At 42.5% G+C, this 920-nt stretch carries 1 protein-coding gene; it reads left to right on the forward strand.

What is annotated here, in order from left to right:
• Positions 1–272 precede the first annotated feature (272 nt).
• Positions 273–809 (forward strand): SMC-Scp complex subunit ScpB, encoded by a 537-nt coding sequence (scpB, locus tag GNE10_RS34825; RefSeq protein ID WP_185570548.1) that lies wholly within the window; start codon positions 273–275, stop codon positions 807–809.
• The last annotated feature ends 111 nt before the right edge of the window (positions 810–920 follow it).

The raw sequence follows: 920 nt of genomic DNA on the forward strand, positions 1-920 counted from the left end.
AAAGGGAAAAGGGAAAAGGAATAAATTTAATCTTTCCCCTTTTCCCCGGTTGGTGAGCTTGTCGAACCATACCCCTTTCCCTTTCCCCTTGTCTCCTCTACTCCCCTACTCCCTAATTTTGAAATTGTTAAAATATTTTTGACATTTTAGTATAGAATCCCAGAGACTTGTTGATTGTTAGTTGTGATTTGTCATTCGTCTTTTGTAAACAACTAATGACCAATGACCAATGACCGATGACTAATAACCAATGACCAATGACTATTGACTAAATGATTACAGCCACAGCGACTAAGATAGAAGCGATTCTCTATTTGAAGGGTAAACCCTTGTCGCTCGGCGAAATCGCCGAGTATGCCGCTTGCGATCGCGCCACTGTTAAGGAAGGCATTATTGAATTAATGGATAATTATGCCCACCGAGATAGTGCCCTAGAGGTAGTAGAAACCCCAGATGGTTACAGTTTGCAACTCAGGTCTGATTTTCACGATTTAGTGCAAACAATGATACCAGTAGAATTGGGTGTAGGTGCATTGCGAACATTGGCGGCGATCGCTCTCAATAATCCCATACTCCAGAGCGACTTAATTAATTTACGAGGTTCAGGCGTATATCAGCACGTTCCAGAATTAGTTGAACTTGGTTTTGTCCGCAAGCGTCGAGACAGCGATTCTCGCTCCTACTCGCTGCAAGTCACCCCAAAATTTCATCAATATTTCCAAATCGAAGAACTTCCACAAATAATTTCCAATAACCAAAAAGAACAACAACTAGAACTAGAACTCAAGGCAGTGGGGAGTGGGGATTAGGGAATGGGGCAAACTCGGCATGGGGAAAAGGTTAAAGGTTAAAGGGAAAAGGAATAAATTTAATCTTTCCCCCTTTCCCCTTACCCCTTTCCCTTTCCCCTTGTCCTTGGG

It is taken from the genome of Nostoc sp. 2RC, from assembly GCF_014222165.1.
In the GTDB taxonomy this organism is placed as follows: Bacteria; Cyanobacteriota; Cyanobacteriia; order Cyanobacteriales; family Nostocaceae; genus Nostoc; species Nostoc linckia.

Coding starts and splice junctions, on each gene's coding strand:
- scpB (WP_185570548.1), top strand. CDS start 273: ATGATTACAGCCACAGCGACTAAGATAGAAGCGATTCTCTATTTGAAG.